This is a genomic window from Paraburkholderia sp. UYCP14C, assembly GCF_004197395.1.
GTDB lineage: Bacteria > Pseudomonadota > Gammaproteobacteria > Burkholderiales > Burkholderiaceae > Paraburkholderia.
On the sequence record NZ_SELS01000001.1, the window covers coordinates 349,708 to 373,892 of the forward strand.

24 protein-coding genes and 1 pseudogene are annotated in these 24,185 nt (G+C 62.5%); 10 read left to right on the plus strand and 15 right to left on the minus strand.

What is annotated here, in order from left to right; all coding sequences use genetic code 11:
• The first annotated feature begins 4 nt into the window (after positions 1–4).
• From EVC45_RS01600 to EVC45_RS01610, 3 genes are all read left to right on the plus strand, one after another.
• The gene (locus tag EVC45_RS01600) at positions 5–496 is read left to right on the plus strand and encodes an Lrp/AsnC family transcriptional regulator (protein ID WP_129956287.1); all 492 of its coding nucleotides are present in this window, start codon (positions 5–7) and stop codon (positions 494–496) included.
• 166 nt (positions 497–662) lie between these two features.
• Positions 663–2,186, plus strand: a complete 1,524-nt coding sequence (locus tag EVC45_RS01605; RefSeq protein WP_129956288.1) for an NAD-dependent succinate-semialdehyde dehydrogenase — start codon at positions 663–665, stop codon at positions 2,184–2,186.
• A 44-nt stretch (positions 2,187–2,230) separates the two neighbouring features.
• Positions 2,231–3,628 carry an aspartate aminotransferase family protein gene (locus tag EVC45_RS01610; RefSeq protein WP_129956289.1) on the plus strand — a complete coding sequence of 466 codons (1,398 nt, stop codon included), beginning with the start codon at positions 2,231–2,233 and terminating at the stop codon, positions 3,626–3,628.
• Between the two features lie 55 nt (positions 3,629–3,683).
• On the opposite strand, the gene EVC45_RS01615 is transcribed toward EVC45_RS01610, so the two are convergent.
• The 5 genes and pseudogenes from EVC45_RS01615 to EVC45_RS01635 all read right to left on the minus strand — a co-directional run bounded on the left by EVC45_RS01615 (position 3,684) and on the right by EVC45_RS01635 (position 5,814).
• Positions 3,684–3,941, minus strand: coding sequence for a hypothetical protein (locus EVC45_RS01615; protein WP_129956290.1), 258 nt, complete (start codon positions 3,939–3,941; stop codon positions 3,684–3,686).
• Positions 3,922–4,440 carry a DUF2778 domain-containing protein gene (locus EVC45_RS01620; protein WP_129956291.1) on the minus strand — a complete coding sequence of 173 codons (519 nt, stop codon included), beginning with the start codon at positions 4,438–4,440 and terminating at the stop codon, positions 3,922–3,924. The genes EVC45_RS01615 and EVC45_RS01620 overlap by 20 nt, the downstream gene beginning before the upstream one ends.
• A gap of 92 nt (positions 4,441–4,532) precedes the next feature.
• Positions 4,533–4,814, minus strand: a complete 282-nt coding sequence (locus EVC45_RS01625; RefSeq protein WP_129956292.1) for a hypothetical protein — start codon at positions 4,812–4,814, stop codon at positions 4,533–4,535.
• Positions 4,795–5,313: pseudogene (locus EVC45_RS01630) on the minus strand (DUF2778 domain-containing protein). The gene EVC45_RS01625 and the pseudogene EVC45_RS01630 overlap by 20 nt, the downstream one beginning before the upstream one ends.
• Before the next feature lie 3 nt (positions 5,314–5,316).
• Positions 5,317–5,814 (minus strand): type VI secretion system tube protein TssD, encoded by a 498-nt coding sequence (locus tag EVC45_RS01635; RefSeq protein ID WP_129956293.1) that lies wholly within the window; start codon positions 5,812–5,814, stop codon positions 5,317–5,319.
• A 17-nt stretch (positions 5,815–5,831) separates the two neighbouring features.
• Here EVC45_RS01635 and EVC45_RS01640 point away from each other — a divergent pair, with 17 nt between their 5' ends.
• Positions 5,832–6,119, plus strand: a complete 288-nt coding sequence (locus tag EVC45_RS01640; protein ID WP_129956294.1) for a hypothetical protein — start codon at positions 5,832–5,834, stop codon at positions 6,117–6,119.
• Here the strand turns inward: EVC45_RS01640 and EVC45_RS01645 are convergent.
• Positions 6,116–7,207 carry an alcohol dehydrogenase family protein gene (locus EVC45_RS01645; protein ID WP_129956295.1) on the minus strand — a complete coding sequence of 364 codons (1,092 nt, stop codon included), beginning with the start codon at positions 7,205–7,207 and terminating at the stop codon, positions 6,116–6,118. The two genes, EVC45_RS01640 and EVC45_RS01645, sit on opposite strands and share 4 nt — an antisense overlap.
• 65 nt (positions 7,208–7,272) lie before the next feature.
• Positions 7,273–8,493 carry an ectoine hydrolase DoeA gene (doeA, locus tag EVC45_RS01650; protein WP_129956296.1) on the minus strand — a complete coding sequence of 407 codons (1,221 nt, stop codon included), beginning with the start codon at positions 8,491–8,493 and terminating at the stop codon, positions 7,273–7,275.
• A gap of 330 nt (positions 8,494–8,823) precedes the next feature.
• On the opposite strand from doeA, the gene ehuA reads away from it, so the two are divergent.
• The 6 genes from ehuA to EVC45_RS01680 all read left to right on the plus strand — a co-directional run bounded on the left by ehuA (position 8,824) and on the right by EVC45_RS01680 (position 14,391).
• Positions 8,824–9,726 (plus strand): ectoine/hydroxyectoine ABC transporter ATP-binding protein EhuA, encoded by a 903-nt coding sequence (gene ehuA, locus EVC45_RS01655; RefSeq protein WP_306770732.1) that lies wholly within the window; start codon positions 8,824–8,826, stop codon positions 9,724–9,726.
• Between the two features lie 82 nt (positions 9,727–9,808).
• Entirely contained in the window at positions 9,809–10,651 is an 843-nt protein-coding gene (ehuB, locus tag EVC45_RS01660) for an ectoine/hydroxyectoine ABC transporter substrate-binding protein EhuB (RefSeq protein ID WP_129956297.1), read from the plus strand.
• 74 nt (positions 10,652–10,725) lie between these two features.
• Positions 10,726–11,385: an ectoine/hydroxyectoine ABC transporter permease subunit EhuC gene (ehuC, locus tag EVC45_RS01665; RefSeq protein ID WP_129956298.1), complete on the plus strand. Its 660-nt coding sequence runs from the start codon at positions 10,726–10,728 to the stop codon at positions 11,383–11,385.
• 4 nt (positions 11,386–11,389) lie between these two features.
• Complete coding sequence (ehuD, locus tag EVC45_RS01670) at positions 11,390–12,049, plus strand: ectoine/hydroxyectoine ABC transporter permease subunit EhuD (RefSeq protein ID WP_129956299.1); 660 nt, start codon at positions 11,390–11,392, stop codon at positions 12,047–12,049.
• 3 nt (positions 12,050–12,052) lie between these two features.
• Positions 12,053–12,832 (plus strand): ectoine utilization protein EutA, encoded by a 780-nt coding sequence (eutA, locus tag EVC45_RS01675; protein WP_129956300.1) that lies wholly within the window; start codon positions 12,053–12,055, stop codon positions 12,830–12,832.
• A gap of 209 nt (positions 12,833–13,041) precedes the next feature.
• Positions 13,042–14,391 carry an MFS transporter gene (locus EVC45_RS01680; protein ID WP_129956301.1) on the plus strand — a complete coding sequence of 450 codons (1,350 nt, stop codon included), beginning with the start codon at positions 13,042–13,044 and terminating at the stop codon, positions 14,389–14,391.
• A gap of 62 nt (positions 14,392–14,453) precedes the next feature.
• Here the strand turns inward: EVC45_RS01680 and EVC45_RS01685 are convergent, their stop codons facing one another.
• The 8 genes from EVC45_RS01685 to coxB form a co-directional block, all read right to left on the minus strand.
• The gene (locus EVC45_RS01685; RefSeq protein WP_129956302.1) at positions 14,454–14,843 is read right to left on the minus strand and encodes a hypothetical protein; all 390 of its coding nucleotides are present in this window, start codon (positions 14,841–14,843) and stop codon (positions 14,454–14,456) included.
• 268 nt (positions 14,844–15,111) lie between these two features.
• Entirely contained in the window at positions 15,112–17,139 is a 2,028-nt protein-coding gene (locus EVC45_RS01690) for an arabinofuranosidase catalytic domain-containing protein (protein ID WP_129956303.1), read from the minus strand.
• A 409-nt stretch (positions 17,140–17,548) separates the two neighbouring features.
• Positions 17,549–18,247, minus strand: a complete 699-nt coding sequence (locus EVC45_RS01695) for a hypothetical protein (RefSeq protein WP_129956304.1) — start codon at positions 18,245–18,247, stop codon at positions 17,549–17,551.
• A 20-nt stretch (positions 18,248–18,267) separates the two neighbouring features.
• Entirely contained in the window at positions 18,268–19,038 is a 771-nt protein-coding gene (locus EVC45_RS01700) for a tetratricopeptide repeat protein (protein WP_129956305.1), read from the minus strand.
• A gap of 176 nt (positions 19,039–19,214) precedes the next feature.
• Positions 19,215–20,540, minus strand: a complete 1,326-nt coding sequence (locus EVC45_RS01705; protein ID WP_129956306.1) for a ferric reductase-like transmembrane domain-containing protein — start codon at positions 20,538–20,540, stop codon at positions 19,215–19,217.
• A gap of 53 nt (positions 20,541–20,593) precedes the next feature.
• Positions 20,594–20,929, minus strand: coding sequence for a hypothetical protein (locus EVC45_RS01710; RefSeq protein ID WP_018423781.1), 336 nt, complete (start codon positions 20,927–20,929; stop codon positions 20,594–20,596).
• Positions 20,926–23,463 (minus strand): cytochrome c oxidase subunit I, encoded by a 2,538-nt coding sequence (gene ctaD / locus EVC45_RS01715; RefSeq protein ID WP_129956307.1) that lies wholly within the window; start codon positions 23,461–23,463, stop codon positions 20,926–20,928. Before ctaD ends, EVC45_RS01710 begins: the two co-directional genes overlap by 4 nt.
• The gene (coxB, locus tag EVC45_RS01720; protein WP_248294998.1) at positions 23,460–24,110 is read right to left on the minus strand and encodes a cytochrome c oxidase subunit II; all 651 of its coding nucleotides are present in this window, start codon (positions 24,108–24,110) and stop codon (positions 23,460–23,462) included. The genes ctaD and coxB overlap by 4 nt, the downstream gene beginning before the upstream one ends.
• Positions 24,111–24,185: the final 75 nt, after the last annotated feature.

Here is a 24,185-nt window from a genome sequence, read left to right on the forward strand (position 1 = left end):
CGCGATGAAATTCGACCGCTACGATGTCGCGATTCTGCGCATTCTCGCGCGCGACGGACGCATCACGAAGTCGCGCCTCGCCGAAGAAATCAATCTGTCGATTTCACCGGCGTGGGAGCGCGTGAAACGTCTCGAAGAAGAGGGCGTGATTCGCGGATATCGCGCGGATATCGATTGGGTGCGCGCGTTCAAAGGCAGCCGCGTGGTGGTCGAGGTCACGCTCGCGCGTCATACCGCGCCGGACATGCGGCGCTTCGAGGAGCGCATCGCGGCCGCCCCTGAAGTCGTGCAATGCCTCGCGACGGGCGGCGGCGTCGACTATGTGATGCAGGTGGTGTCGCGCGACATCGACCACTATCAGCGCTTCATCGATACCTTGCTCACCGACGAACTGGGCATCGAAAAGTACTTCACCTATATCGTCACGAAGGTGGTGAAGAGCGGGGCCGAAGGCTTGCCAGAATGGGCCGAACAGTCGATTGGCGAGAACGGTTGAGTGGCGCGATAAGTGCCGTCGAAGTACGACCCAAAGTCCCACCAGAAAAAGCATCAACCACGTGGCGAATTGCAGAAAAAACACAGTCTTCGACACGCGACAACAAAAAAAACCGCAGTGCCAGCGGACCTACAGTGATAGCAGACATCGCACACAGGAGGTCGTCATGTTGCTGGGTCATCCGGTCCTATTCAAATCGCTGTGCTACGTGGATGGGCGTTGGGTTTATAGCGCGAGCGCCGCGAGCGTCGCGGTGCAGAATCCGGCCAATCAGGAAGTGCTCGGCCATGTGCCGATGCTCGATGCGGCGCAAATTACCGCAGCGGTCGATGCGGCCCAGCGCGCGTTCGACACGTGGCGCTGGGTGCCGGTCGCCAAACGCTCGGCGCTGCTGTTGCGCTGGCACGAGCTGATCCTGCGTCATCAGCAGGATCTCGCCGCGATTCTGTCGCTCGAGCAGGGCAAGCCGCTTGCCGAAGCGCGCGGTGAAATCGCGTACGGCGCGAGCTTCGTCGAATGGTTCGCGCATGAGGTGCGGCGCCTGAATGGGCGCACGATCCCGACGCATATCGATGGCGCGCATCTGGGCACGATCATCGAGCCGGTCGGCGTGGCCGCGCTGATCACGCCGTGGAATTTCCCGTGCGCGATGCTCACCCGCAAGGCCGCCGCCGCATTGGCCGCCGGTTGCACGGTGGTCGCGAAGCCGGCGCACGAAACACCGTTCTCGGCGCTCGCGCTCGCGCAACTCGCCGAAGAAGCGGGTTTTCCGGCAGGCGTGTTCAACGTCGTGCTCGGCGAGCCGCAAATGGCGATGGAAACGCTGGTTTCAGATAGCCGTGTCCGCTCGGTCAGCTTCACCGGCTCGACGCGTGTCGGCGCGCTGGTCCAGCAGACGGCGGCGCGTGCGGGCATCAAGAAGACCGCGCTCGAACTCGGCGGCAACGCGCCTTTCATCGTGACCGAAGATGCCGACCTCGAGCAGGCCGTACGCGTCGCGGTGGCCGCGAAGTTCCAGACCTCGGGCCAGGACTGCTGCGCCGCAAACCGGATCTTCGTCGCGCGGCCGTTGTATGAAGCGTTCGTCGCGCGATATAGCGATGCCGTGAAGGCGCTGAAAGTGGGCGGCGCATTTGATCCGAACGTGGACGTTGGCCCGCTGATGCACCAGGCGGCGTTCGACTCGACCGTGCAGCGCGTCGCCGACGCGCGCGAGAAAGGCGCGCGCATCACCGTAGGCGGCGCGGCGCACGAGCGCGGCGGCTGGTTCTTCGAGCCGACCGTGGTGGCCGATGCGGCGCCCGGCATGCGCATCTACGACGAGGAAAACTTCGCGCCGATTTCTGCGGTCACGCCGTTCGATTCGCTCGACGAAGTGGTCCAACGCGCGAACGACACCGAGTACGGACTCGCGGCTTACGTGTGCGCGAAAGACCTGAACACCGTGTTTCAACTGATCCGCCGACTCGACTTCGCGATGGTGTCCATCAACGGCGCGAAGTTCACCGGCGCACCGATTCCGTTCGGCGGCATCAAGTCCTCGGGGCTGGGACGCGAAGGCGGCGTCGAAGGCTTCGAGCCGTTCGTCGAGACACGTTATTTCTGCCTTGGCCAGCTCGGCTTGCCGGTCAGCGACAGCGCCCCCGCTCGTGCCGCGGCACACGCAATGGCGACGGACGCACCGGCCTGAGCCTACTGAATCATTCATCCAGACATCACACGAAGGAGCGACCCATGACTCAATTCGATCAACTGCTGAGCGCCGATCGCGCGCACTTCATGCATCCGTCGACTCACGCCCACGATCACGCGAGCGGCGCGCTGCCGGGCCGGATCGTGACCGGCGCGAAAGGCATCCGTATCGAGGACCATCAAGGCAAGTCTTTTATCGATGCATTTGCCGGCCTGTACTGCGTGAACATCGGCTACGGCCGCACCGAAGTGGCCGAGGCGATTTACGAGCAGGCAAAGAAGCTCGCGTACTACCACACGTATGTCGGCCACTCGACCGATACGATCATCGAGTTGTCGTCGCGCATCATCGACTGGTCGCCGCAGGGCATGAAGAAGGTGTACTACGGCATGTCGGGTTCGGATGCGAACGAAACGCAGATCAAGCTCGTCTGGTACTACAACAACGTGAAGGGCCGGCCCAACAAAAAGAAGATCATTTCGCGCGATCGCGGCTACCACGGCTCGGGCATCGTCACCGGTAGTCTGACGGGATTGCCGAGCTTCCATCAGTTCTTCGATCTGCCGATCGAGCGCGTCAAGCACACCGTGTGTCCGCACTGGTATCGTCGCGCGCCGGCGGGCATGAACGAAACGCAGTTCGTCGCGTACTGCGTCGACGAACTCGAAAAGCTGATCGCGCGCGAAGGCGCCGATACGATCGCGGCTTTCATCGGCGAACCGGTGATGGGCACGGGCGGCATCGTACCGCCGCCGGCCGGTTACTGGCCCGCGATCCAGCAGGTGCTGAAGAAGCACGACATCCTGCTGATCTGCGACGAAGTGGTGTGCGGGTTCGGCCGGCTCGGCTCGAAGATGGGTGCGCAGCACTACGGCATTCAGCCTGATCTGATCACTGTCGCGAAGGGTTTGACGAGTGCTTATGCGCCGCTGTCGGGCGTGATCGTCAGCGAAGGCGTATGGGAAGTCATTGATAGGGCGTCGCAGGAATCGGGCGCGTTGGGGCATGGCTGGACCTATTCGGGCCATCCGATCTGCGCGGCCGCCGCGCTTGCCAACCTCGATATTCTGGAACGCGAGAACCTTGCGCAGAATGCCGCGCAAACCGGTGCTTATCTGCTCCAGCAATTGCATGCGGCGTTCGACTCGCATCCGCTCGTCGGCGAAGTGCGCGGCGTGGGCATGCTGGCCGCGCTGGAGTTCATGGCCGACAAGGATCTCCGCACGCCGTTCGACGCGGCGCTGAAGGTCGGGCCGCGTGTGTCGGCTGCAGCGATGCAGCGTGGACTCATCGCGCGGGCGATGCCGCACGGCGACATTCTCGGCTTTGCGCCGCCGCTGGTGACGACGCGCGGCGATGTGGATGAGATCGTGAAGCTGACGCGTGAGGCGGTGGATGAGGTGGCGTCGCAGGTGTTGGCGCCGGCGGCTTCGGTTTGATCGGTTGAGGTGATAGAGAGCGCCGGCCGCTGCGATGCAGCGGCCGGCGTTTCGTTTACTTTGTCCGGTAGTGTCTCCAAAGTCTGACCACGATCGAATACGCCACGATGGTAACAACGACGTCAATAGCGATCATCGAGACGATGTAGAACATTTCGTAGTCGGCCATCTCGAATTTTTCCGATATAACGATCAAATAGTGCTGCTGCCGTGGTGTCATTGGAAGCGGATAGGTGTGGACGTACCGAATGGCCAAAAAAAACAATCCGCAAAATAGCAACAACTTGGCAGCTTTACGGGCAAAGTTTTCCATTTGCGATGACCTCGATCCAACCATATGCGCGGATCCCTGAATTGCCAGCGGAGACTGTCGCTGTTTGAAGAAGGGTTCGACGAAGTCGGTGAAAGTCCGCGCGGCTGTGCAGTGTCATGCACCCAAACGAATGGCCGCCGCCACCTGACGGATGCAAGCGGAAATTGCCGCGCTTTACACCATTCACCCACGTCCAATCATCAATAAGACTGTCATCCCGATACAGGCCAAACCATTCTGAGTGGTCGGTGGCAACGCCCGTAGCGCTGTTCCACGTAACTTTGACGAAGGCTTCTGCTTTCGAGCGAAATCCGCCACCCGGTCGGTCAACCATCCAATATTTCCCAGCAGGCAACGGTCCTTTGCCTACTACCGCGGTGCACCCACTCCGATTGCGGCATACATCATCGCCCGAGAACGCTGGAAACGATCCAACGCCTGGCACGACCAAAAACAATAGAGGTTTGTTATCGACAACGAATCTACCGTGTAGAGCCATCTGTTTGTCCTCTGCGGTTATCTTTCCGCCCAGTCATCGGTCTGAAGAGCGTTAAAGGCAGACGCTGCCATGGGTGGTGCTCTCAACGGATATCATGAGTCATCTGTTGGTGCACACTTTGTCCGCTGATAGTGCCGCCAGAGCCACATGATTGCTACATAGGCGAGCGTAGCCGCGATCAGTTCGATAGTCAGCCACACTACGAAATACAAATCTTCAGGATCGTGGACACCGAGCCAGCGCGAGGCACCAAACCATGCGCGCGATTCGCTTTCTGTCCACTCATAATGAAATGGACGGACATAAAGCAGGGAGAGATAGCTCAGTCCGATAAACAGAGCGACTTTGAACACTCTACGGGCAAGTGTTTCCATATGTGATGACCTCAATTGTTCCATAGGCGCTAAGGCCTGAACTGCGCGCGGGCATTTTTGATGGTATGCAGAAGCGCGTTACGGATTCTCATGAAATCGGTATGGCTCGGCAGCGCGATGCAGCCAAGCGAGATGCCGCGTCCGCTTACCGGATGCAAACGGAACTGCCCGCGTTTGACGCCATTAACCCACGTCACATCATCAATCGCCCCATCATCGCGATACAACGCGAACCATTCACCGTGATTCGATGGGTGCCCCCATACTGCGTTCCACTCATCTTTTGCCCATGAAAGCGCCTGAGAACGGATGCCGCCCCGGGGCCGGTCAACGATCCAATACCTGCCGGCAGGGTTGGGCCATCATCAGGCACCATCGTGCAGCCGCCCCGATTGCGGTATTGATCGTTGCCGGAGTAGGCGTTGAACGTGCCGACGCCGTTGATGGTGAGCGGTGATAGCGGTTCGTTATTCACGAGAAACTTGCCGTTGTAGGCCATATGTCACGCCCCCTTATCACCGCGCTCGTTCCACGAATCGGTGTATTTGATGTTGCCATCTAGGTAATGCCACGTGATGCGGTCATACATCATGGAGACCGATTCGACGTGATTGAGCGCCGACGCCTGAGCCAATTTGGTATTGGCCATGCCGGGGTTGATCCCGCAGACTTTCACCCCTTCGAGCGTCATCGCGAAATAGACTTCCTCCTTTCCCGCATCGTTGATGCGATACCACTTGATCTCCGCAGACTTCAGCGTTTGTCCCTTCGCCACAGCCTTGTAAAGATAGGGCGTCGCTGCATCGAACTCCTTTTCAAACGAAACCGGCGAGTGCGTGCGTGCGCCCGTGATTTTCCCGTTGGCGCTATCAACCGGCAGATTGACGCCGTGACCGAAGCCGATGATCTCGATACTTCCTTCGCGACCCTGAACGGATGACGAACCCCTGATATCTGCACCGCCGTCATCCTTGAGCCACATATGTGCGGGAATTCCCATATTGAGTTGTACCTCCATTGATAGAAAGCAGCGTTAATTGCCATGAAGGGTTACCTTTCCGGGCGACGGCTTCGCTGCGCTGGTTCAATGATGGAGGCTCGGGAAGTGTCTTAAAAAAGGAAAAGTGTAAATTGACAAAAGCTAAAGATTGCTGCGCAAGAAAAGAGGTTGCTACGCATGAAAAAGCCCGCCTTGAGGGCGGGCTTGAACTGACCAACGAAGTTGTACGCGTTCCGGCAAAAGCCGGGAAGGGCTATGACGAAGCTGCCGTCGCTTTCATTGCATCAAGCGTGAGCAAGAGTTAGCGTGCCGCTCCGTCCTCATAGTGCCGATCCGGAATCACAACGATATTCCCCACGAAGCTCTTCTCCATGAACCGCGTCTGCGCATCATGAAACTTCGATAACGGATAACTCGCCGCCAGAACCGGCCGAATCGTACCGCTCTGAATATAGTCGAGCACCCGCTTGAACGCACCGCGCGTACCCTGCGACGACCCATTCAACTGCAACTGCTTCAGATACATCGTCCGCAAATCAAGCTGCACGACCGGCCCGGCGATCGCACCTGCGGTCGTATATCGCCCCTCGGGCCGCAGCACGTTCAACAGCTTGCCGAACAGCGCCCCGCCAACCAGATCGGCCACCACATCAACGGGGCGGCCCTCGGTCATTCGCTCAACGTCCGCGACGAAATCGGCGCTGTCGCGCAGCATCACACCTTGCGCGCCGAGCGCGAGCACCGCTTCTTCCTTGCCCTTGCTCACAACTGCATACGGAATCGCGCCGCGCGCTCGGCAAAGCTGGATGATGGCCGAACCGACACCACCGGACGCGCCGGTAATCAGCACCGCTTCGCCGCGCTTGACGGCCGCGCGTTCGATCATCTGCTCGCCGGTGTGATAAGCGCACCAGAACGTGGCGAGTTCGGCGTCGGAATAGGTGGAGTCGATACGATGCGCGTTTTCCGCCGGAACGGCAGTGTATTCCGCGTAACCGCCGTCCCGACCGTGGCCAACATAGTCGATATCGGCGAGGCTATCGTCGTCGCGGTTGTAGATCGACGCGTCGACGATCACGCGCTCACCGATCCGCGCATCGCTGACGCCGCGCCCCACCGCGACCACACGCCCGACTATATCCGCGCCCTGAATGCGCGGAAACGTCAGCGTCGAGCGGCCGCGTCGCCACGTCGACACCGCTTGCGGGTCGTCGTCGGTGCCGTAAGCGCCCTGGCGGACCCACACGTCGGTATTGTTGAGCCCGCATGCGGTCACGTCGATAAGTACTTCGCCCGCCGCGCAGGATGGCACCGGCACGTCGTCGCGGTAGACCAGTTTGTCGAGACCGCCGTGCCCGGTCAGCACGACGGCCTTCATCGTCTTCGGAAGCATGATTCCCCTTTCGTTGAAACGGGCGTCGTGCCTCGCGAGTCGATGCGGGCACCACGCCCGTGCAATTACGGTTTGACGAACAGCTTGCGCGGCGTCCGGCAGAAGGTCTCGACACCGGTCTGTGTAATCAGAATGCTCTCGGTGATTTCGAGGCCCCAGTCGTCGAGCCACAGGCCCGGCATGAAGTGGAACGTCATACCGGGTTGGAGGACGGTCTTGTCCCCCGGGCGCAGGCTCATCGTGCGCTCGCCCCAGTCCGGCGGATAGCTGGCGCCGATCGGATAGCCGCAGCGGCTGTTCTTCTCGATGCCGTATTTATGCAGCACCGCGAAAAACGCGTTGGCGATGTCCTCACAGGTATTGCCCGGTTTCGCCGCCGCGAGCCCGGCCTCGATCCCTTCGACCACCGCGCGCTCGCCTTCGATGAAATGCTTCGGCGGCTTGCCGAGATACACGGTGCGCGACTGCGGGCAGTGATAGCGCTTGAAGCAGCCGGCGATTTCGAAGAACGTGCCGGCGTCCTTCGCGAACGGCGTGTCGTCCCAGGTCAGATGCGGCGCGGCCGCGTCGGCGCCGGTCGGCAGCAGCGGTACGATCGCCGGATAGTCGCCGCCGAAACCGTCGATTCCGATAATGCCTGCGGAGTAGATCTCCGCGACCAGGTCATTCTTGCGCATGCCCGGCTCGATTCGCTTGACGATATGCGCGTGCATCTTCTCGACGATGCGCGCGGCCACGCGCATGTACTCGATCTCGCGCGGCGATTTGACTGCGCGTTGCCAGTTGACGAGGCCGGTCGCGTCCTGCCATTTCGCGTCCGGCAGATGCGCGACGAGCGAGCGATAAGCGGCGGCGCTGAAATAGTAGTTATCCATTTCGACGCCGATCCTGGCATTGGCCCAGCCGCGCGCCGCGATCACCTCGCGCGCCAGATAGTCCATCGGATGCCGTGCGGTGGATTGCACGTAGTGATCCGGATAACCGACGATCTGATCGTGGTGCATGAAGACGGTGCGCTTTGCACCGTTCGCGTCCTGACCGCGGCCGAACCAGACCGGCTCGCCATCGAGCGCGAGCAGCACGCACTGATGCACGTAGAACGACCAGCCGTCGTAGCCGGTGAGCCAGGCCATGTTGGTTGGGTCCGACACGATCAATAGCTCGATGCCGGCCGCCTGCATGGCCTTGCGCGTCCTGGCGAGACGCGCGGCGTATTCGTCGCGTTCGAACGGCAGGCGCACGACGGGCGCCTCAATTCGCGATTCGTGTTGCGTCGTATCTGACATCTTCCCCTCTCTCTGAGCGTGACGTCGTTGCGGGACGTGGCGCGCGGTGCACGTGAATGCTGCGCCACGGGTATTTCTCGCCGCAGTCTAATGCTCCGAAAAGCGCCTCTGAATGTGCTAGTTCAATGTTCGCGACGCTATCGAAGAACGCTGCGCGCTGGTTGCGGTGCATCCATCGACTGCCTTTGCCCAGGCGGGAAAAAGAATTGTTCTAGAGCAATCGGGATTGCAAATATGGCTGCGTATTCTGGTTCGCATCACTGGCGTTTCCGGCGCCGCAGCCGCATTCCATTGACTCAAGTCACGTACGACGAACGGGATCGAATCGATATGACCACCGCGCGAGTTACCGATCTATTGAGTGCTTCAGGCATCGCCCCGGCAAGTCTTTCCTCCGACAGCGCGGCCGCGCCCGCAAACACGCTGGCGCGCCGCGAGCAAAGCCCGGCGAATAAGCCATTGATCCGGCTCGACCGGATCACGAAACGATATGGCGCGCTGACCGTGCTCGACGAACTGTCGCTCGACGTGATGCCCGGCGAGAAGCTCGCGCTGATCGGTCCGTCGGGATCGGGCAAGACGACGATCCTGCGCATCCTGATGACGCTGGAGACCATCGACGGCGGCCATATCGAGGTGGATGGCGAACAGCTGTTTCATATGCCGCGCGGCGGCCAGATGGTGCCCGCGAACGAACGGCATCTACAGAAGATGCGCGAAAAGATCGGCATGGTCTTTCAGCACTTCAATCTGTTTCCGCACAAGAGCGTGCTCGACAACGTGACGCTCGCGCCGATGCTGACCAAAGGCGAGAGCCGCGAGTCGGCGCAGAAGCACGCGCTCGAGCTGCTCGACATGGTCGGCATGGCCGACAAGGCGAAGAGCCGTCCCGCGCAACTGTCGGGCGGGCAGAAGCAGCGCGTGGCGATCGCGCGGGCGCTAGCGCTCGCGCCGCGAATCATGCTGTTCGACGAGGTGACGTCCGCGCTCGACCCCGAACTCGTGGAAGAAGTCCTGAACGTGATGCAGCGGCTCGCGCGCGAGACCGACATGACGATGCTGCTCGTCACGCACGAAATGGGCTTCGCGCACGATTTCGCCGATCGCGTGCTGTTCTTCGACCGTGGCCGGATCGTCGAGGAAGGCAAGCCAGAGGACATCTTCACGCACCCCACTCACGAGCGGACCCAGACTTTCCTGCGCAAGGTCCTCGCCGCAGGGCATCGAATTTGAGTCGAGCCGCAACGGATTGTTTTCCCACGCTGCACATCACCCACTACTACGCCATACCACTACGCCATAGGAGCCAGAGAACATGAAGCTGAAGGGGATTCTGATTGCGGGAGGACTGTCGCTGCTGACGCTCGCGGGCCTCGCCCATGCCGCCGACGACACGCTCGCGCGGCTGCGCCAGCAAGGTTTCGCGCGCATCGCGATTGCGAATGAACCGCCGTTCACCGCAGTCGGCGCCGACGGCAAGGTGACGGGCGCGGCGCCGGATGTCGCGCGCGCGGTGTTCAAGAAGCTCGGCGTCAACGACGTCGTCGCGTCGGTCTCCGAGTATGGCGCGATGATTCCGGGCCTCGCGGCCGGGCGGCATGACGCGATCGCGGCGGGACTGTTCATGACGCCGCAGCGTTGCGCTGCCGTCGCCTACTCGCAGCCGGTGCTGTGCGCGGTCGAAGCGTTCGCGGTCAAGAAAGGAAACGCGAAGAGCATCAAGACCTACGAGGAAATCGCGAAAGATCCGAAGGCCGTGATCGGCGTCGAAGGTGGCACGACCGAGCAGAAGCTTGCGACCGCCGCGAATATTCCGACCGATCGCGTGATCATCGTGCCGGACGGGCAAAGCGGTTTGAAGATGCTGCAGGACGGCCGCATCGACGCATTCGCATTGCCGCTTCTGTCGATCAGCGATCTTCTTTCGAAAGCGAAAGACCCGAGCCTCGAATCGATCGCACCGGTGCAGAACACGCCGGTGCAATGCGACGGCGTCGCGTTTCGCAAGCAGGACACCGCGCTGCGCGATGCGTTCGACGTTGAGCTGAAGAAGATGAAGGACTCCGGCGAGTTCGCGAAGATCGTCGAGCCCTATGGCTTCTCGGCGAAGGCGGCGATGTCGACGAGCCGCGAAAAACTGTGCGCGGCGAAGAACTGAGTCCGCGATGAGACGCCATGCGCGCAACCCGGTTGTGCGCATGGTCCACGATACATTGCCCGCGAGGTGCGTCGATGAACCACTGGTCCGGCTATTTGCAGCTGATTCTGCAGGGCGCGCAGACAACCGTCGAACTGACGCTGATGGGCGCGGCACTCGCGCTCGCAATGGCGTTCATCGCGGGGCTTGGGCGACTGTCGCGTTTCTTCGTGGTGCGCGCATTGGCCACGTCGTATATCGAGTTCTTTCGCGGCACGTCGATATTCGTGCAGCTGTTCTGGGCGTACTTCGTGTTGCCGATGGCCGGCCTCACGCTGACGCCGCTGCAGGCCGGTGTGCTCGCGCTCGGCTTGAACGTCGGCGCGTACGGCGCTGAAGTGGTGCGCGGCGCGGTCGCCGCGATCGGCCAGGAGCAGCGCAGCGCCTGCATCGCGTTGAATCTTTCCCGCTATCAGCGCCTGCGGCACGTGATCTTGCCGCAGGCGTTGCCGCTGATGCTGCCCACGTTCGGCAACAATGCGATCGAGCTGCTGAAGGGCACGGCGGTCGTGTCGCTGATTTCGCTCGGTGATATGACGTTCCAGGCGCAGGTGGTGCGCTCGCAAACCGGCAATACGCTGATCCCGTTCGCGACGATTCTCGCTCTGTACTTCGCGATGGCCTGTCTGATCTCGTTCGGTATGCGCAAGCTGGAAAGCCGGATGAGTTTCGGTCTCGACCGCATCAGGAGATAGACGAATGGAATGGGACTGGAGCTTCGTGCGCGAGATTCTGCCGATCCTGCTGCAAGGGTTGGAGATCACCGTGCTCGCTACTTTGCTCGGCGCGGTGGTGGCGGCCGTGGTCGGCATGGCTATCGCCATTCTGCGGCTGGCGCCGAATCGCGTGGTGTCGCGCGGCACGTCGGCGGTCGCGAGCTTTATTCGCGGCACACCGCTGCTGGTGCAACTGTATTTCGTGTTCTACGTACTGCCCGACATCGGCATCCGGATGCCGGCGCTCGCGGCCGGTGTGCTGGCAATCGGCGTGCATTACGCGACCTATGCGGCCGAGGTTTATCGCGCCGGCATCGAAAGCATTCCGCGTGGTCAATGGGAAGCCGCGAAGGCTTGCAATCTGAGCCCCGCGCAAACCTGGCAGCATGTGATCCTGCCCGAAGCGGTACCGCCGATGGTGCCCGCGCTCGCCAATTACCTGATCTCGATGTTCAAGGAAACGCCGTTGTTGTCGGCGATCACGGTACTCGAGTTGATGAATCAGGCGAAGATCATCGCGAATACGGATTACCGCTATCTGGAGCCGATGACGCTCGTCGGCGTACTGTTCCTGATCATCAGCCTGATCGCGGTGGCCGGTGTGCGACTGCTTGAAAAGCGCTTTCCGGCTCCGGGGCATTGAGCGATGCAAACAACCATTCGGCAGTTCGAGCGCGCTCCGCATCTGATCGAACGCGCATTCGACAAACGCATCGGCCTCGTGATTCTCGCAACCGATCACACCACCGAACCTGACTTCGCGACACTCGTCGCGAACGGGCGCATCGGCATTTACGTGAATCGTGTGCCGTATGCGAACCCGGTCACGCCCGAGAATCTTCGCGCGATGCAACCGTCACTGAGCGCCGGCGCGGCGCTGATCCTGCCCGACGAAACGCTCGACGTCGTGATGTATTCGTGCACGTCGGCATCCGTGATGATCGGTGATGCGCAGATCGAGCGCGCGATTCATGCGGCGAAACCGTCGGCCACAGTCGTCACTCCGACTGCGGCCGCCGTCACTGCGCTGAACACGCTCGGCGCACGGCGTATCAGCGTGCTCACGCCGTACACCGCCGAGACGAGTGGGCCAATGGCCGAGTACTTTGCGGCGCAAGGCTTCACGATCGATCGCTTCTCCTGCCTCGGCCTGAACGATGATCGGGAGATGGCACGAATTTCGCACGACGATATCGTCGCCTTCGCGCGCGACGCGATTGCGCCGGACTCCGATGCGTTGTTTATCTCGTGCACCGCCGTGAGGGCCGCGCAAGTTATCGCGCGAGTCGAAGCCGCCATCGGCAAACCGGTAGTGAGTAGCAACCTCGCGACCGCGTGGATGTGCTTGCGACTTTGCGGCGAGAACGAGGCAAGACCTGAGCAGGGCCGTTTGATGACGCTGCCATTGCCGTTGCCGATGCGCTGAGTGAGGCGCATCGCGTCAATCATGTTGTTTTTCCCGAACGCACGATAAGCGTCGTGGACGCACGCGTACGGATTACCGCATCCATTGCAGGCTTTATGGAAAACCCCGATGCCTGCATCGTCCTAGAACATCGTTGCAGGCGCGGGTCGCCGGTATCGTGGATTCGGGCGACGTTGCCTGTGTCGCATAGAGACATCCCAGGAGGAGACATGCATTACGTACATTCATGGACCGCGCAGAACGCGCAACCGCAGGCGCGCAGCTTGCTGCGACGCGCGATCGCGGCGTCGGCACTCGGCAACGCGACCGAATGGTTCGACTACGGCATTTACGCTTACGGCCTGAGCTATATTTCGGCCGCATTGTTCCCCGGCAGCACCGCGCAGGCCACGTTGTTCGCACTGGCGACGTTCGCCATTTCGTTTCTCGTGCGTCCGCTAGGCGGCCTGTTCTGGGGGCCGCTCGGCGATCGTCTCGGCCGCAAGCACGTGCTCGCGTTGACGATCATTCTGATGTCGGTGGCAACGCTGCTGGTCGGGCTTGTGCCGACTTACGCGAGCATCGGCTGGTGGGCACCGCTGATCCTCGTCGTACTGCGAATGATCCAGGGCTTTTCGACGGGCGGCGAATACGGCGGCGCGGCGACTTTCATGGCCGAATACGCACCCGACAAGAAACGCGGCTTCTGCGGCAGCTTCCTCGAATTCGCGACGTTGGCGGGATTCTCGCTCGGCGCGTTTCTGATGCTCGGTTGCTCCATCGTGCTCGGCAACACGGCAATGCATGCATGGGGATGGCGTCTGCCGTTTCTGATCGCGGCGCCACTTGGCCTGATCGGCTTCTATCTGCGCTCGAAGCTGGAAGACACGCCGGTCTTTCGCGAACTCGAACAATCGATGCACAAGGAGCAGCATAGCTGCGTCACGCTGAAGGCATTGCTGCGGGACTATTGGAAGCCGCTGATTCAGCTCGGCGGACTCGTGGTCGCGTTGAACGTCGTCAACTATGTGCTGCTCGCCTATATGCCGACTTTCATGCAGAAGCAGCTTGGCATGAGCGACAACATGTCCCTGCTCGTGCCGCTGATCGGCATGCTCGCGATGATGGTGTTTCTGCCGTTTGCGGGTACGTTCTCGGATCGCGTCGGACGCAAGAACGTCTGGTGGTTCTCGCTGGTCGGCCTGTTCGTCGCGGCGATTCCGATGTTCCTGTTGATGAAGCTCGGCGTGACGGGTGCGTTCATCGGCTTTGCCGTGCTCGGGCTGTTGTACGTGCCGCAACTGGGCAGCATCTCGGCGATGTTCCCCGCGATGTTCCCGACGCAGGTCCGTTACGCGGGGATGGCGATTGCGTATAACGTGTCGACGTCGATTTTCGGCGGCACGGCGCCGATGGCGAACCAATGGCTCGTCGCGCATACGGGCAATGCGCTGGTGCCGGCTTATTACATGATGGCCGCGTGCGTCGTCGGTGCGATCGCGTTGATCTTCGTGCCTGAAACGCGCGGGTGTTCGCTGCGCGGGCAGGGCATTCCGGGGAAGCAGGAAGTAGTGGGTTGAAGTGGCATTGCGTGGCCAACCGGGTATCGGTGCGGTTCGGCCACGCGTGGTTGATCGAGCGTTTATTTCGGCTGGCTTTGCGCGAGCCTCGACTTCAGCAGTTCGTATTTCTCTAGCGAGGAATCCGCGAATGCCGCATCACGGCTCGAACGCGTATCGTCGAATGGAATCGGCTCGGCAAACTGGCTGACGGTCAGATCCCATCTCTTGCCGTCGATCAGGTTGTAGAAGTGCGTGCCGCCCGCCGTGCGCGTCGTCAGAATCTCACCGCCGAAGCAGTCCTGCACGATCAGAGACGTAACGCTGCAATGATTCTGCGCGGGATTCGCCGACGACCATGCGTGGCTCGGGCTCGACGTATCGCCGGACCATACGCGAGCAAGGGCGCGGTAAAGCTCGATGGGCGTCGCAAAGGTCTTCGATGCGGCAGGCGTCTGTGCTTCCTGTGTCATGGCGGCAATCCTTCGTTCGATCAGCGTTCAGGGTGTCAGAAAAACAAAAAGCCCCGTCGTTGCCGGCGGGGCTTTCTGGCGCATGTCGCTGCGGATGATGTCTAGCGGCGTATGCGTATGCGAGTCCCCACAGGCAGTCCCACGCGGGCATGCGCATGATGATGCTCGGCGATGGTGTGGGTCGGGAGGGCTTGCATAGCGACTGAGTGTGCCTTCAATTGCGCGACGCGTCAACGAATCATCGATTGCCGCGTCGCGCTGATCGTGCTTACGACTTCGCGCCGCTCAGGATCGCGAGGCTCGGGCAGTAGTGCGTCGCGCTCAGATACGCGGCCTGCTGCGAGCGCACGCCCGCGCTGCTCGACGTGGGCGGGTCGATGAACACTTGCGCATTGTTCGATCCAGCCGGTGCGGTCAGCGTCATCGTCACTTTCCACCAGTTGCCGGATTTCACCGCGGTGAGCGCCGTCGCTTGTCCCCCGCCCCATGTGCCGCGCACGATCGCGCCGGTGTTCGTGTTCAGCACCCAGCCGAACTCGGTTCCGCTCGGGTCGTCGGTCTGGATCGAGCCGCCGGGGAACACCGTTGCGTTGGTGGTGGCGAGCACGTAGTCGGTGAACGTGTACGACTGGCCACCCTGCACACGGATCACCTCGTGGATGTTCGACACGGCCGAACCGTTCGTGCTCGTGACCGTCGCGGCGCCCTGATTCACGCCGGAGATGTCGGTGGCGGGCACGGCGGTGCCGCCGTTCGACTGGAACCACGCATCCGGCGTCGCGAGACTGAGCGGCGAGTTGATCAGATTGTTCGCATAGCAGGCCGATGCGGCCGCGTTGGTCGGCGGCCCGTAGAAGCTCGCGATGCTCGACTGGATCGCGTTGTCGGTCGTATCGGAGGTTGCCTTCGTGATGATCGCGCCTTCGAAGAACTGGATCGGCGCAGCACTGCCGTCTCCGCCTTCGCCGAGCGACAGCCCGCCTTGCCATTGGCCGTTGAATGCATGGCCGGCATCGTTGCCGAAGATCAGCGCTTCAGGCGGCGCCTGATCGAACAGCGACGTCAGCACGCTTTGCGAAGCGGAGCCGCCTTTGACCGCGAACAGATTCGACGCGGTGAGCGGCGAGTACTTCGACAGCACCGTGACGAACTTCTCTTTCGCCGGTTGCTGCGGACCGTACAGATAGACGCCGGCTTCGGCATCGACGCCCGGCCAGTTGGTATCGAGCGCGTTGCACACCGGGTCCTTCACGTTCGACGGCTGGATCGAGTCGCCGTCGCAATAGCCGAACACGGCCGCGTTGCCGTTCGAAAACGCGAGCGCGAACATTTCGCCTTCCACTTCGCCGTGCGCATAGGTGCTCGGATTCGCGCTGCTTTCCATGTTGCCGTAGGTGCCGCAGCAGGTCGACGACTGGCTGTAGTGCGCGCCGGCCACCATGTACTCGGCGATTTCGCTATCGCCGATCGATTGGTTCACCGTGCCGAAGCGTTTGCGATAGGCCTGTCCGGCCAGCGTGCCGAGCGCCGGAATCTGCACGCCGTTGGTCGTGACGAACGCCAGCTTGGCCGGAGTGCCGGCAAGCGCCGGCAAGTCGTTGCCGATCGTCAGTTGCTGCGTCGGCGCCTGCGCGGTCAAGGCGGTCGGCGGTTGCAGCAGTTGCACGGTCAGGGTGCCCGAAGTGCCCGGCAGCGTGATCGTCGCGAAACCGTTGAGGACCGGCACGGTGGTCGTTTTGCTGCCGTTCTGCACGGTCAGCGATTGCGTGCCGTCCTGGTTCAGCGTCAGCGTCGCGGGGACATTGCCGAACGCGCCGTTCTTCAGCGGCGCGACCAGATCGATCTGGTCGTAGATGTAGGTGACCGAGCAGGTGGTGTTGTTACAGAACGATTGCGTGCTCTGCACATTCGCCGAGCCGACCAGCGAGCGGTCGCCGCCTTTCAGCGTGGTGTTGGTGTACGGATAGACGTCGAGCGTCGTGTTGTCGGACGCGCGTTGAATCTGGAACAGCGGGCCTGTGTAGTTCTTCGTCAGCAGCCGGGTCACGCTGTGCGCCGCGGAGCAGGGTGTGTTGGCCGTGGCGGCGGCGTCGCAGGGCAGCGGGCTCGACGTCGAGTTGTTGTTCGCCGACGCATTCGAATTCGATTGCGCTGCGTTGCTGGACACCGCCGCGTTCGAAGTGGCCGCGTTCGCCACCGGTGATCCCGATACGCCGCTATTGTCGCCGTTACACGCGGCGAGTCCGACGGCCATCGCCAGCCAGACCGCCACTAATCCCATTCTTCTCGACATCATGACCTCCTCCTGTTGAACCGCTGATCGGTTGAAGATACTTAGTTGTACGGATCTGGATGGTTGCTTCGCACGAGAGCCGGCGGGGTTGGTGTCGAGCGCCCGGCAGGTAATAATATTAGTCAATAATATTGATTTGACGGCATGGGGTAATCCCGCATGCGCGTTTCAGGAAATTGAAAGGATCAAGCAGCATGCGGCTTACGCGATTCGCATACGCTGGAGGCCGGTCTGAATTATTACTAATATTGTCACGGACACGGCACGCCGAATGCTGGAGTGATGACGTCGCTGGACGCGCCGCGTTGAATCGGCGCGAGGGCGTGAAGAGAGGGGGATGTAGATGAAAGTGACGCGCGGCGAATCAGATGTTCGACCGCGCATCGCTTGCGCCGATGCGCTTCAACGCAAGTCAACCGCCGGACAGCACCGTGTCCTCGATTTCATAGCGTTCGTTACCGACTGAAATCAAATTGATGCCGGCATGCTTGCGCGTCAGCGTGTCGCCCGGCATCGGCCGATCGTTCGCGGACGCGGCTGTGCCCATCACCCGGCCGTTGACGCCGAAGAAAATCGCCCGCGTCGTGCCGTCGGGCCAGTAGACCACGACCGTCGTCGATCGATCGCTGTGATGTACGACGCCGAACTTGCACATCGTTTTGGTCTGTCCGTTGCCGCGCTCGCACGGCAGGGTGCCGCTCGCGCTGAGCGGCGATTCCTTCACGGGCGCGGCGCCGTTCTGCGAGCCGGTTTGAGCGCCTTCCGTCGAAATCGAAATCAGCGTCACGCCATCCGCTTCGCCGACCACGCGCGCCTGCCGCTGATGCCCGAGGATCGCATGCACGGCGGCGCTGTCGCGCGATCCCGGGCAACCGACCAGCATCGCCATATGGTCGAGATAGTTCGCGGTCGCGGCCGACTCGCCGAGCCGCCGGCAGGCATCGCCCGAGTGCGGATAGCCATCGCCGAGCACGACGAACGACGCGGGCCATTCGAACGGCTTCTCCGTGCCAGCGGCGTGCGCGGAAGTCGACGCGCTGCCGGCACCGAAAGAAACCGCCGCCATCGCGGCGTACAGCGCCGAAGCAAAAGATCGGGTCGCGCGTTGCATCGAAGTTCTCCTCCGCTCGCTCACGTTCTGGCCGCACCCGCCGCCAACGCGGCCTGCGCCCGCTGCAGCCACTCGCGATTATGTTCGCGCGCGTGACGCGGCCAATGTTTGGCGTCCTGCACGATTTCCGCATAGAGCGCGCCGGCGCGGCGGCGGTCCGCATCTTCCGGCTGCGCGGCGAGCCAGTCGGCGAACAGGCACCGCGGCGCGACGTCGGTTGCGCAGGTCAGCGCGTGTTCGAATGCCGCGCGTGCGCCCGGCGCGTTCAGTGCGGCCAGCGTGCGCGCATACAGCAGCGCCGGCTCGCCTTGATTGCGCGCGTGCGGATTCACCGAGAACAGAGTTGCCAAGGTCGCATCGGCGGCCGGGTAGTTGCCGAGCGCGAACTGCGAGCGTGCGAGGCCGAGCAGCAGCGCGGGATCGTTCGCAAATGGGCCGTTCGCGGCCGTTTGGAAATGTTCGAGCGCTTCGCGCGGATTGCCGGCCGCGAGCAACGCCTCGCCGAGCCGCATCCGATGCTGCACGGTCGGCGCGCGCTCGAAAGCGGCGCGCGCTTCACGCAGCGCCCGATTCGGATCGACGAATTGCGTGATCGCCTGGGTGGCCACGCGCGCGCCGCGCGAATGGCGCAGACCCGGCAGATAGATCGCGAAGAAATACACAATGCTGCCGAACAGCGGAAAGGCAAACAGAATGAATAGCCAGTAGATGCCCTGGTTATTGCGCATCGCGTGGACGGCGAAAAAGATCGCGATAAATACGTGAAGACCAATTCCAAAGAAGTAGGGCATATCGATTCAACCTTCGAGCATGAGGAAAAGCGCGCCGCGAGCCCGTCATCAGCGTAACCGGGCCCTAATGCAGCGAACCGACCCGCAGATACGCGAAAAGAAGCGATAACGCCACGACGATCACACCGGTGGCAACGACGAGACGATTTGCTAGCAGTCGACGCATCGCAAGTCTCCTAGACGAAACTGTAGCGTTCGGAATGGTAGCGGATGCGCGGCACCTTCATTTCGCCGAGCGCCGTTTCGATCGCATCCATCATCGGGTCCGGGCCGCAGATGAAGTACTCGTGATCGGCGAACCTGGGCGGCAGATGTCGCTGGAACATCGCGGCGTCGATGCGCCCGGTTTCGCCGCTCCAGCCTTCGGGCGGGTCCGACAGCACATAGACGATGCGCAGATCGAGCCGCGTCTTGAGCGCATCGAGTTCCTCGCGGAAAGTCAGCGCGTCCCAGTTCTTGCCGCCGTACAGTAGCACGAGCGGACGTCGGTCGCCGCGATCGGCGAGCGTGCGGATCATGCTCATCATCGGCGTAATGCCGATGCCGCCGGCGATCAGCACGTGCATGTCGGTCGGATGGCCGATCGTGAACGCACCATACGGTCCGTCCAGATACACGCGCTGACCCGCCTCGAGCGTCTTCACCTGGCTCGTGAAATCGCCGAGATTGCGGATCGTCATTTCGACGCGGCCATTCGCGGCCTCGGCGCTCGACGAGAACGAAAAAGGATGTCCGGTGATCCTGAACGGGCTGCCCCACACGTTGAGCCAGCCGAACTGGCCGGGCTTGAAGCGAAAGCCCGCGTGGCCGTCGGGTTGCATCACGAGCGTGGTGGTGTCGCCGCGTTCGGCGCGCACTTCCGCGATCCGGTACGGACGCCTGAGCATGAACAGCGGCTTGAACAGACGCACGTACAGCAGCAGCGCGATCCAGAATGCCGTCATGCAGATCCACAGCGTGCGCTTGAACGGATCGGTCAGATAGAAGCCCCAGCCAATCATATGCAGCAACCCGCCGAAGATCGCGACGAGCGCGAGCCCGATATGCGACAGATGCCACAGCTCATAAGGGATCTTCAGCTGCTTGCGCCACAGCGCGGTGATCACCAGCACGATCACCGAGCCGATCGACAGGAACGCGAACCACGCGCCCCACGGTACCTCGAGCAGCGAGTCGGGCATCGCGACCTTGTCCGAGCGGATCGCGAACAGAATCAGCGGATGCGCGACGACGAGGCTGACCGCGAGCAGCGACACGCGTCGATGGAAATGGTAGATGACGTCCTCGCCCCACGGCTCGGTCACGTGACGAAACCGCGCGGTGAGGCCGAATTGCAGGCCCATCATCGCGAGGCCGGCGTAGCCGAGCGCGACCGAGAACTCGGTGCCGAAGTTGCGCGCGGGCGGCAGCGTGCCGGTCAGCAGCGCAAACAGCGGCGCGAGAATGAACAGCAGATAGATGATCGACCAGATGGCCTTGTGCGCGAGATCTCGGGATTGCATCGGGTGCTTCTCCATGCCGGGGAGCGGCGGCCCCGCTCGCGCTCGGTCCGCGCTCAAACGCAGGTAGTGAGCAGCAGCGCGGGCCCGAACGTGATGACGGTCGCGACCAGCGCCGCGATCAGGGTCCAGACGACGACGGTATGCATGAACGAGCTGATGCGTTCGGGTCCGGGGTCGCGGGTCGCGGCGCGATAGCGCCATAGCCAGCCGATCGCGATCAGATGGAGCAGCAGAATGATCGCGAGACTCGCGCGCAGCGGCCCGGTCGGCCACGCGAACGCGCAGCCGATCGCGTGCAGCGCATACAGGATCACGAATGCGAGACACCAGATCGTGAAGCCGACGGCGAGCCACCACAGGCGCCGTGGCGAAAGCGGACGCGCATTCATGGTCTGGCTCCCAGCATGGCGACGAGGCTCGGCAGCGCGAGCACGAGTCCGAGCGCGATGATGCCCGTCGCCAGCGTGTAATCGACCCACAGCCGCGTGAGGCGCAAATCGGTCAGGCGTCGCGCGGACACGAAGCCCGCGCCGACGCGCAGCACGTTGCTGATCAGGAACAGCAGGCCGACCCCCGCGTGTACTGCGATATACGTGAGCAGCGCCGCGGCCGTCGCGCCGAGCGCATGCTCGCGCGGATTCGGCGTCACGCCGCCGATCAGCATCACGCAGGCGGCGAGCGCGACGATCAGCGCGATCGCGGTGAGCCCGATCGTGCCGTGCGGTTTGCGCTCGGCGGCGGCCGCCCGCAACGAGCCACGCGTGGCGGCTGCGGCGACCGCGAGCGCGACGACCGCGACGAGTGCAAGCAGACGGTTCGGATGCGGCGCGACCGCGGCCGGCCAGTTCGGCGCGGCGATCCACAGATAGAACGTGCCGAAGATCAGCGAGGTGAACAGCGTGCCGTTAGCGACCAGCGCGCAGATCATCGAAAGCCATGACGGCGCGCCGGCCACCTCGGTATGCGGCGGCACGCTGATGCCGCGGCCGATCGGCAGCGCGCCGTAATCGCGCGTGTGGCCCGCGCTCTGGCCCGCGTAGATGAAGAGGCCGAACGTCACGAACGCGAACGCGACCGACAGCAGATAGAACTTGAACAGCATCGCGAGCACTGCCGCGCCGGTCACGAGCGCGGTGACGAGCGGCAGATAGGTCGAGTTCGGCAGCACGATCAATTGCTCGGGCTCGCCCGAGGTCATATGCACGCCTAGCGTCTCCTGCCAGCCGTTGCGGGTGAAGCCGAGATAGCCTTCGCCGCGTGCGAGCGAGGTCGCTAGCCGGCCCGGGGGCACCTGTTCGGTTTCGGCGTCGATGTGCGGGATCGACGCGAACGCGTACGGTGCGGGCGGAATCGGCATCGCCCATTCGAGCGTGGTCGAGTCCCACGGATTGCGCCGCACACGCTGACCGAAACGCAGTTGCACGATGATGTCGATCACGACGAGCGCGAAGCCGATCGTCATCACGAAGCTGCCCACCGACGACAGCAGATTGAGCCAGTTCCAGCCTTCATCGCCGCTATAGGTGAAGACGCGCCGCGGCATGCCTAGCAGGCCGGTCAGGTGCATCATGAAGAACGTCATGTTGAAGCCGATGAACACCAGCCAGAATGCCGGCACGGAAAGCTTATGCACGGCGGTGCGCCCGGTCAGCAGCGGCAGCCAGTAATAGAACGCCGCGAGCATCGGAAACGCGAGCGCGCCGGCCACCACGTAGTGCATGTGCGCGACCACGAAGTAGGTGTCGTGCGCCTGCCAGTCGAACGGCACGATGGCGAGCATCACGCCGGTCAGGCCGCCGCACGTGAACACGAAGAAGAAGCCGAAGATGTACAGCATCGGCACGTCCCAGCGGGGGCGGCCGTGTGACAGTGTGGCGAGCCACGCGAAGAACTGGATCGCGGTGGGCACCGCGACGATCGCCGAGCCCGCCGAGAAGAACGCGAGCGCGAGATGCGGAATGCCCACCGTGAACATGTGGTGCACCCAGATGCCGAAGCTCAGGAACGCGAGCGCGATGATCGCGACGACGATCGTGCGATAGCCGACCAGCTTGCGGCGCGCGAACACCGGAATCATCGTCGACAGGACGCCCGCCATCGGCAGGAAGATGATGTACACGTCCGGGTGGCCGAACAGCCAGAACAGATGCTGCCACAGCAGCGGATCGCCGCCGCGGGTCGGATCGAAGAACGGCAGGTTGAACGCGCGCTCCACCTCGAGCAGGATCGAGCCGAGAATCAGCGGCGGAAACGCGACGATCATCATCATCGCGGTGACGAGGATGTACCACGCGAAGATCGGCATGCGATCGAGCGACATGCCCGGCGCGCGCATCTTCAGGATCGACACGACGATTTCCATCGCGAGCGACAGCGCCGAAATCTCGACGAACGTGATGCCGAGCAGCCAGACGTCGGCGTTCAACCCCGGCGTGTACACGTTGGAGCTGAGCGGCGTGTACATGAACCAGCCGCCGTCGGGAGCACTGCGCAGAATCAGCGACACGGTCAGGATCGTGCCGCCGAACAGATAGCACCAGTAGCCGTAAGCGGTCAGGCGCGGAAACGCAAAGTCGCGCGTGCCGAGAATCTTCGGCGTCAGATAGACCGCGAAGCTTTCGACCATCGGGATCGCGAACAGGAACAGCATCATCGACCCATGCATCGTGAAGACCTGGTTATAGGTCTCCACGTCCATGAAGTTCGCGTGCGGCGTCGCGAGTTGCACGCGCGTGAGCATGCCGAGAATCCCGGCGATCGCGAAGAACACGAACGACGTGATCATCATCCGCATGCCGAGGACCGTATGGTTGACCGCGGCCAGCTTCTGCACGCCCGGCCCGGTGGCCCAGATCGCGGCAAGCTGGCGATGCAGCCGCAGTGCGTTGATGCCCTGTGACGGCGGCTCGACGGGCACACTCATTTCTTCACCTCCCCGTTGGCGGCCGCGTTCTTGACAGCAGCCGGAAAATCTTCCGGACGATCGACGATCACGGTGAAGTGCATCCCCGCGTGACCGATGCCGCAAAACTCGTTGCATTGTCCGGCGTACTGGCCGGGCTGATCGGCCAGTATGCGCAGCAGGTTGTGGTGGCCCGGCACCGCGTCGATCTTGCCCGCGAAGCGGGGGATCCAGAACGCGTGCACTACGTCCATGCTGGCCACGGCGATGTCGACCGGCGTGCCCGCGGGCAGATGCAGCACGTTCTCGGTTTCGACGTTGCCGAGTTCCGGATAGCGGAAGGTCCAGCGCCATTGCTGCGCGATCGCCTCGATGCGCGCGGGCGCATGCGCGCGCAGCGGCAACAGCAATTCGCCCGCGTACAGCGCGTAGCAGATCAGCGGGATCAGGATCACTGCCGGCAGCACCAGACCGCCGAGCACGATCCAGCGCGCGGGCGACACGTGCGAGCCCCAGCCGGGCCGGAAGACCGTCAGCAGAAACAGCACGAGCACCATCGCGAACAGGATCGCGGCGCCCGCCAGCATCACCCACCACAGCCCGGCGATCGATGCGGCGGCCGGACCCGACGGCTCCAGCGTCGACAACGGCCCGGTGCAGCCGGACAACGCGGCGAGCGATCCTGCTTGGACCGCCAGACGCAAGCAGCTATGATGGTTTGCACCACCAGGCATTCGACGCGA